This is a genomic window from Kocuria sp. HSID17590, assembly GCF_003989485.1.
Lineage (GTDB): Bacteria > Actinomycetota > Actinomycetes > Actinomycetales > Micrococcaceae > Kocuria > Kocuria salsicia.
The window spans coordinates 1-1044 of the sequence record NZ_RBMB01000075.1; the positions used below are offsets into that span (position 1 = coordinate 1).

At 69.2% G+C, this 1044-nt stretch carries 1 protein-coding gene and 1 pseudogene; both read left to right on the forward strand.

Annotated features, from left to right (window positions below):
• Positions 1-587 (forward strand): carbohydrate ABC transporter permease (locus tag D8M39_RS12460; protein WP_148111769.1); only part of this gene is annotated, 587 nt, incomplete at its 5' end.
• Positions 584-1044 (forward strand): annotated as a pseudogene (locus D8M39_RS12465) (carbohydrate ABC transporter permease); the annotation flags it as partial. The gene D8M39_RS12460 and the pseudogene D8M39_RS12465, both read left to right, overlap by 4 nt.

The window sequence follows — 1044 nt, forward strand, 5'->3', positions numbered from 1 at the left end:
TGCTGCTCGACTCGGGTCTGGTCCGCGGCCGACGCTTCTTCCGGCTCGCCTTCTTCGTGCCGTACGCGGTGCCCGGCGTCGTCGCGGCGATCATGTGGGGGTTCCTGTACTCGCCCAACCTGTCGCCGTTCGCTGCGGTCACCGGCCGGGTCGACCTGCTCGGCGCGGACCTGGTGCTGTGGGCCATCGCCAACGTCGTGACCTGGGTGTACGTCGGCTACAACATTTTGATCATCTACTCGTCGCTGCTGGCGATCCCGCCGGAGATCTACGAGGCGGCCCGGCTCGACGGTGCCGGCCCGGCCCGGATCGCCTGGTCGATCAAGATCCCGATGGTGCTGCCGGCGATCGTGCTGACCACCGTCTTCTCCATCATCGGCACCCTGCAGCTGCTGGCCGAACCGCAGGTGTTCCGGACCTTCAGCTCGGCGGTGTCCAGCACGTACACCCCGAACCTGACCGTCTACTCCACCTCGTCGATCCCCAACTTCAACCTGGCCGCGGCCTTCTCGGTGGTGCTCGCCTTGGCGACCTTCGCGCTGTCCTTCACGTTCCTGAAGTTCACCCAGCGCCGGGACGCGCGATGAGCGCCCCGGCCCGTACCGCCGCCGCCCGTACCGCCGCCGGCCGCCCACCCGGCGGTCCACCGGCCCACGAGTCGCTGCTCTCACGGTCCGCCGCGACCCTGGTGATGCTGGTCTGCACCGCGTACTTCCTGGTGCCGATCTGGTGGCTGGTGGTCGCCGCGGCGAAACCCGACGGGCGGATCACCCAGGGCGCGCCGCTGTGGTTCGACGACTTCGCGCTGGTCGACAACATCACCGAGGTGCTGACCTACCGCGACGGGGTGTTCCCCCGGTGGATCCTCAACAGCGTCGCCTACACCGGCGGCGCCGCCCTGCTCGGCACCCTGCTCGCGGCGATGTGCGGGTACGCCCTGGCCAAGTACCGGTTTCCCGGCCGGGAGACGCTGTTCAACGTGGTGCTCGGGGGAGTGCTGGTGCCGGCGACCGCGCTCGCCCTGCCGCTGTTTCTGATCTTCAG